The organism is Streptomyces sp. NPDC059003, assembly GCF_042740445.1.
Classification (GTDB): Bacteria; Actinomycetota; Actinomycetes; order Streptomycetales; family Streptomycetaceae; genus Streptomyces.
The window spans coordinates 1-7055 of record NZ_JBHYJH010000289.1; the positions used below are offsets into that span (position 1 = coordinate 1).

4 protein-coding genes are annotated in these 7055 nt (G+C 70.7%); all 4 read right to left on the bottom strand.

The window, feature by feature from the left end; translation table 11 throughout:
* Positions 1–55 precede the first annotated feature (55 nt).
* Positions 56–772, bottom strand: a complete 717-nt coding sequence (locus ACFWZ5_RS43525; RefSeq protein ID WP_384799438.1) for a LuxR C-terminal-related transcriptional regulator — start codon at positions 770–772, stop codon at positions 56–58.
* 295 nt (positions 773–1067) lie between these two features.
* Complete coding sequence (locus tag ACFWZ5_RS43530; RefSeq protein WP_384799435.1) at positions 1068–3062, bottom strand: PQQ-binding-like beta-propeller repeat protein; 1995 nt, start codon at positions 3060–3062, stop codon at positions 1068–1070.
* 50 nt (positions 3063–3112) lie between these two features.
* The gene (locus ACFWZ5_RS43535) at positions 3113–4990 is read right to left on the bottom strand and encodes a PQQ-binding-like beta-propeller repeat protein (protein WP_384799432.1); all 1878 of its coding nucleotides are present in this window, start codon (positions 4988–4990) and stop codon (positions 3113–3115) included.
* A gap of 146 nt (positions 4991–5136) precedes the next feature.
* A complete protein-coding gene (locus ACFWZ5_RS43540) occupies positions 5137–6948 on the bottom strand; it encodes an ABC-F family ATP-binding cassette domain-containing protein (RefSeq protein ID WP_384799429.1) in 1812 nt (603 codons plus the stop codon).
* Positions 6949–7055: the final 107 nt, after the last annotated feature.

The following is a 7055-nucleotide window of genomic DNA, read 5'->3' on the forward strand; positions in this document are numbered from 1 at the left end:
GGGCGGAGCCCCCTGGTTTTGGGTAAAGGGGCGGGCCTGGGGCGCACCGCGAGGGCTAACCTCCCGTCGGCGGTTCCGAGTTGTTGACCTGGCCCGGCGGTGGGGCGGGGCGTTCCGCTCGTTCCAACAGGCCCGTACGGGCCGCAAGCGCCGCCGCCTCCAACCGCGACCCCACCCCCAACTTCATCAGCACCCGCTGCACATGCGTCCGCGCGGTGCTGGGCGCAATCCCCATCCCCGCAGCGATGAGCCGCGTGTCCTCACCGTCAGCCACCCGCACGAGCACCTCGACCTCACGCGGAGTGAGCATCTGGAGCAGCCGCTGCCCCTCGTCGTCGGGCTGCGCCGCGGGGTTGAGGAGCTCGCTGAAGGCGCCTTGAAGCAATTGGGGCGCGACGGCGGCCTCACCGGCGCGCGCCTTCATGATCGCGCGCTCGACTCCTTCGATGCGCTCGTCGTGCCGTACGTACCCGGAGGCGCCGGAGGCGAACGCCGCGGCGATGCCGCGCGGCGACGGAACGGGCCCGAGCACCACCACGGCGACCTGCGGCCGCTCCCGCTTGATCTTCACCACGGGGTCGAACATGCCCGGCTCAGCGGGGGTCGCCGTGCCGAGCAGACACACCTCGGGCGCCCTGCTGATCACCAGCTCCGCCGCGCCCGCCGCGGGCGCGGCCGCGGCCAGAACGCGGTGCCCGCGCAGCTTCAGCGCCGAGGCGAGCGCCTCGGCGAGCAGTCGGTGGTCGTCGACCACCATGAGCCGCACACCCATCGAAGCAACCCCCCAATGTCCCCCACGGATTCCCCCACTGATCCCCCCACGGACCCGGGGCCCCGGCCCTTCATCCCCCGGAAGCTACACGCTTGTTCGACGTTGCGCTGCCCCTACCGTTCATAAGCAGCCCTGAATGCCGAAATCACTGCCTTTGGGGTAGGCGGAGCACGGAAGTACGGAGAGTGAACGGGGCGCGAACCGGGAACGGCCCCCGCACCCTGGGGTGCGGGGGCCGTTCCTGCCGGTCAGCGACGGATCACCGCGCGAAACACCGCGGCGCGCTCACGCGCCGTCACTTCGCGGAGAAGCCGAGGGCGATGAACTCCTTGTCGTCCTTGGAGTACGGCTTGCTGATCAGCTTCTTGCCCATGAACAGCGTGCCGTTGCCGTACAGCAGCTCGTTGGACTTGGGGACCATGCCGCTGATGGCGCTGCTGACCGATTCGGTCGCGGGCGTCTCCAGGAGCGTGGTCTCCTTCATCGTCTTGCCGTCGAGCGAGACGACCTTGGCGCCCTTGTTGTAGCCGCCGCCCTTGTACGCGAGGACGTTGCCGCCGTCCATGCGGATCGGGAACATCTCGCCGTCGTCGCCCGCGTCGGCGCGGTCACCGGCCGTCTTGCCCGTGGCCAGGGAGAACGAGATGACCTCGTTGGTGAAGCCGTAGTCGGAGCCGCCCGCGTCGTGCTGGCGCGTCGGCACGTACAGCTTGTCGTTGCCGACCGCCATCGAGGAGCAGCTGTAGACCTTGTTGACCTCGCAGTCGTGGGCGTACTTGCCGTCCTCGAGCTTGATCCTGGCGCGCAGCTTGCCGTTGTTGCTCAGCGAGAAGACGTCCGTGGCGCCGCTCGCGGTGATCTCCTCGGTGTCCTGGCCGAAGACGATCGGGTTGGTCGAGATGATCTTGGCGTTGTCGATGCCCGCGGCCAGCGGGTAGCTCCACTTGTCGGCGCCCGTCTTCGGGTCGAGGAGCTGGATCTTCAGCTTCGGGTCGTCGTAGTCACCGCACTTGCGGACCGCGACCAGCTGCTCGCCGCCGCCGTAGCCGACGTCCTTGCACTTGTCGCCGATCTTCGGCTTCCACAGCAGCTTGCCGGACATGTCCCAGGCGGCACCCGTGCCGCCGGTGCCGGAACCGGCGGCGATCGTGGAGCCCGCGATGGTGATCTCCTCGAACTCCACCTTCATGCCGCTGTTGGCGACCTCCTTGGTCCACAGCTTCTTGCCGGTCTTCAGGTTGACCGCCGAGACCTGGCTGCAGTCCGGGTACTTGTTCGCCTTGGTGGCCTTGCCGTCCTTGTAGACGACGGCGGCGATGCCGTCCTTCGTGACCTCCTTCGAGGTCGCGCAGGTCTCGCCGGCCAGCGGGATCGTCCACTTCTCCGAGCCGGAGGCCGGGTCGTAGGCGATGAGGGCGTGGTCCTTGTCCTTGCCCTTGTAGCCGGACTTGACGACCGCGTCGTCGGTCAGCCAGGAGCCGCCGACGCTCCACACGTCGTCCTTGGGCACCGCGGGCGCCGGGATCTGGAAGGAGACCTTGGCGCTGGTGTTCGCCGGGGCCTTCTCCTTGGCGGGGCCGCCGGACGGCAGGTCGTCCTTGTCGCCGCCCTTGCCGTCCTTGCCGTCCTTCTTGGCGCTGGCCTTCTTGTCGTCGTCCTTCTGCGTGGACGCGTAGAAGACACCGCCGCCGACGATGAGCGCGATGGCGGCGACCGCCGCGACGATGATCGTCAGCTGCTTCTTCCTGCCGTCGGACCCGCCGGAGCCACCGGGCCCGGCGGGACCGCCCGGGCCGCCGTACTGCGGCTGCATGGCCACGGTCGGCATCTGCGCGTGCCCCTGACCCGGCTGCCCCGGCTGCCCCGGCTGCCCCGGCTGACCGGGATAGCCGTAGCCGGGCTGCTGACCGGGCTGGCCCGGGTAGCCGTAACCGGGTGCGGGCTGCTGGCCGTAGGCCGGGGTCGCGGGCTGGCCGTACGCGGGCGGCGCCTGCGGGGCCGGGGCCGCGGGCGGCGGCATCTGCGGGGCAGGGGCCTGGGCCGGGGCCGCGGGCGGCGGGGTCCCCGGCGCCTGGGGCGCCTGCGGGTAGCCGTACGGCGCCTGGCCCTGCGGGGGCGGCGGCGCCTGCGGCGGGGCGGCGGGCGGCGGGGTCCCGGGGGCCTGCGGCGGCGCCTGCGGGTAGCCGTAGCCGGGCTCCGGGGCCTTGCCGAAACCTCCCTGCGGGGGGTCCTGGGGGGCGCCGAACCCTCCCTGCGGGGGCTCGTTGGGCGGCTGGGGCGGCTGAGTCATGACGTTTTCCTTGAGGGGGGACGGGAGGGGTAACTAGGCGGTGGGGAGGGTCACTTGCCGTAGGCCAGCATCAGCTTCTCGCGGCCCTCCGCGGTCCCGGAGAGCCGGGTGGTGGAGATGTAGAAACGCCCGTCCACGTAGTCGACCGCCTTCGAGAAGAAGCCGTTCTCGATCTTCGAGGTCCCCTCGGGGTTCTGCAGCAGGGTCTTGGGCGTGTGCGAGCCGCCGGTCCCGATGGACACGATCCGGCCGCCCGCGTCGTACGACGGCTCGGCGTACGCGATGAGCTCGCCGCCCTCCGTCTTCAGCGGCAGCATCGAGGTGTCCGTCGGCGACTTCGCGCGCCAGGCCGCCTTGCCGCTTGCCAGGCTGATCGCGACGATCTCGTTGGCGCCGGTGGTCTCCTTGGTCGGCAGGTACAGGTACTTGTCGTCGGCGGCGACGCCCGTGCAGCCCTGCAGATCACTGCTGAACGCGGAGGACCAGCCGCACTCGGGCGCGAAGTCCTCGTTGACCCGGACCTCCGAGCGGGTGGCCGAGCTGCCCGCCTTGAGCGTGGTGATGTTCCACTGCTTCTTGTCCTCGTTGGTGAGGTAGAGGACCGCCGGGCTGGTCGAGTAGACCTTCTCCAGACGCCAGCCCTTGGGGAACTTCTTCGTCCACAGGGCCTTGCCGGTCTTCGGGTCGAGCTCCTGGACCTCGTCGTGCTCGGTGGGCGTGCTGGCCCCGCACGACAGCGACATCAGGATGCGGTCGCCGCCCGTGAAGCCGCTCGGGAAGCAGGTGCCCTCGTCCTTCTTGCGCACGACGTACAGCTGCTTGCCGTCGCTCATGCGGTAGGCGGTGCCGGACTGGGAGCGGCCGACCATGAGGACGTCGTCGGTGATGGTCAGGCCGAGGTTCAAGGTCATGTCGAAGAGACCTTCCTCCTTCGACTTGCCCTTCCAGCCCTTCTTGCCGGTCTTGAGGTCGACGACCTGGAGCTGGTCGCACTTGGCGTTGCTCTTCATGCCCGCCTTGTACGCGACGACGATCTTGCCGTCGTCGCTGATCTGCCGGGACGCCGAGCAGATCTCGTACGGGAACTTGATCGCGGGCCAGGCGGGCTTGCCCGAGTCGACCTCGTAGGCGAGGAGTTCCTTGTACGCGGCCTTCACCGCGACGCCGTCCTTGACCCACATGCCGGGGGCGTCGGCGCCCTTGCCGGGGGCCTTGGGGGCCTCCTTGTACCAGAGGACCTTCGCCTCGTCGGGCTTGCGGCCCGCGTTGAGGTCCTCCTTGCCCTCGTGGCCGTCGCCGCTGCCGTCGCCCGGGTTGACCGGGGCGGACGCGGAGGCCTTGGGGTCCTTGTTCTTGGCCTCGGGCTTCTTCTTGTCGTCGTCATCGCCGCCGGAGAGCGCGAAGACGGCGCCGCCCGCGACGAGCAGGGCCGCCACGGCCGCCCCGATGATGACCGCGGGCTTGCCCTTGAAGGGGCTCTTTCGGCCACCGGTGCCGCCGCCGACCGGGGGCGGGGTGCCGGGGCCGCCGCCCGGGTAGGGCTGCTGCGGGGCGCCGTAGGGACCGGGCTGCTGCGGGGCCTGGCCGTAGGGGCCGGGCTGGGCGGGCTGCTGGTACGGACCCGGCTGGCCGTAGGGGCCGGGCTGCGCGGGCTGGCCGTACGGGCCCGGCTGGCCGGGCTGCTGGTACGGGCCCGGCTGCTGCGGGTAGCCGTAGGGGCCGGCCTGGCCCGGGGCCTGCTGGGGGTAGCCGTAGCCGGGCTGCGGGGCCGGCGGCGGGGTGCCGGGCGGGCCCGCGGGGGGCGCCGGCGGCTGCTGCGGCGCGCCGGCCTGGCGCGGGTCCTGCGGCTGCTGCGGCTGGTGCGGCTGCTGCGGATCCTGTGGAGCTCCGAAGCCGCCCTGCGGCGGCTGATTGGGCGGCTGAGTCATCAGCGCTTCCCCCTTCACTGATTTTTCGGCACGCCAAGTGGTGCTCAGGCCGACCTTTCTATCACTCTGTTCCAGCCATGACCGGGGCCGGTCCTGCCCCTGTTCCCAAGGGAGGACCGGCCCGTGATGTGTCCGTTACGCGATACTCACGCGTTCTCCGCGAGTTCGAGCCAGCGCATTTCCAACTCCTCGCGGTCGCTCACGAGTTCGCGCAGCTCGGCGTCCAGTTTCGCCACTTTTTCAAAGTCTGTGGCGTTATCGGCGATCTGCGCGTGGAGCTTGTTCTCCTTTTCGGAGAGCTTGTCCAGCTGCCGCTCGATCTTCTGGAGTTCCTTCTTCGCGGCGCGCGCGTCGGCGGCCGACACCGCGCTCGTCCCCGGCTCCGGCCGCGCGGGGGCGGCGGGCGCCGGAGCGGCGGCCTCCAGCATGCGGCGCCTGCGCTCCAGGTACTCGTCGATGCCGCGCGGCAGCATCCGCATCGTGGCGTCGCCCATGAGCGCGAACACGCGGTCCGTGGTGCGCTCCACGAAGAACCGGTCGTGCGAGATCACGACCATCGAGCCGGGCCACCCGTCGAGCAGGTCCTCCAGCTGCGTGAGCGTCTCGATGTCGAGGTCGTTCGTCGGCTCGTCCAGGAACAGCACGTTCGGCTCGTCCATGAGCAGCCGCAGCAGCTGCAGCCTGCGCCGCTCACCGCCGGACAGGTCCCCGACCGGCGTCCACTGCTTCTCCTTGCTGAACCCGAACGTCTCGCACAGCTGCCCCGCCGTCATCTCCCGGCCCTTGCCGAGGTCGACGCGCTCGCGCACCTGCTGCACGGCCTCGAGGACCCGCGTCGCCGGGTCGAGCTCGACGACCTCCTGCGAGAGGTAGGCGAGCTTCACGGTCTTGCCGACGGCGATCCGGCCCGCCTCGGGCTGCGCCTCGCCCTCCGTACGCGCCGCCTGCGCCATGGCCCGGAGCAGCGAGGTCTTGCCCGCGCCGTTGACGCCCACGAGGCCGATGCGGTCACCGGGCCCGAGCTGCCAGGTCAGATGCTTGAGCAGCAGCTTGGGACCGGCCTGTACGGTCACGTCCTCCAGGTCGAAGACGGTCTTGCCGAGGCGCGTGGTGGCGAACTTCATCAGCTCGCTGGTGTCACGCGGCGGCGGCACGTCCTTGATCAGCTCGTTGGCGGCCTCGACGCGGAAGCGGGGCTTGGAGGTGCGGGCGGGGGCGCCGCGGCGCAGCCACGCCAGCTCCTTCCTGACGAGGTTCTGCCGCTTGGCCTCCTCGGTGGCGGCGATCCGCTCGCGCTCGGCGCGCGCGAAGACGTAGTCCGAGTAGCCGCCCTCGTACTCGTACACCGTGCCCTTCTGCACGTCCCACATGCGGGTGCACACCTGGTCCAGGAACCAGCGGTCGTGCGTCACGCACACCAGGGCCGAGCGGCGCTCGCGCAGATGGCCCGCCAGCCAGGAGATGCCCTCCACGTCGAGGTGGTTGGTCGGCTCGTCGAGGACGATCAGGTCCTGCTCGGCGATCAGCAGCTGCGCGAGGGCGATGCGGCGGCGCTCGCCGCCGGACAGCGGGCCGATGACGGTGTCGAGCCCCTGCGGGAACCCGGGCAGGTCGAGCCCGCCGAAGAGACCCGTGAGTACGTCCCTGATCTTGGCGTTGCCCGCCCACTCGTGGTCGGCCAGGTCGCCGATGACCTCGTGCCGGACGGTGGCCTCCGGGTCGAGGGAGTCGTGCTGCGTGAGCACGCCGAGGCGCAGGCCGCCGCTGTGCGTGACCCTCCCGGTGTCGGCCTCCTCCAGCTTGGCGAGCATCCGGATGAGGGTCGTCTTCCCGTCCCCGTTGCGCCCGACGACGCCGATCCTGTCCCCCTCGGACACGCCGAGCGAGACGCCGTCGAGCAGTGCGCGGGTGCCGTACACCTTGCTGACTGCCTCGACATTGACGAGGTTGACGGCCATTTCTCTCCTGACGTTGCGGTCGACCGTCCAGCGTAGTCGGCGACGCGGTGGGCCCGGGTGCGGGCCGGTGGGGGGTTTCCGCCGCTACCGCGGCGGGTTGTTTCCCA

Coding starts and splice junctions, on each gene's coding strand:
- ACFWZ5_RS43525 (WP_384799438.1), bottom strand. CDS start 772: ATGGGTGTGCGGCTCATGGTGGTCGACGACCACCGACTGCTCGCCGAG.
- ACFWZ5_RS43530 (WP_384799435.1), bottom strand. CDS start 3,062: ATGACTCAGCCGCCCCAGCCGCCCAACGAGCCCCCGCAGGGAGGGTTC.
- ACFWZ5_RS43535 (WP_384799432.1), bottom strand. CDS start 4,990: ATGACTCAGCCGCCCAATCAGCCGCCGCAGGGCGGCTTCGGAGCTCCA.
- ACFWZ5_RS43540 (WP_384799429.1), bottom strand. CDS start 6,948: ATGGCCGTCAACCTCGTCAATGTCGAGGCAGTCAGCAAGGTGTACGGC.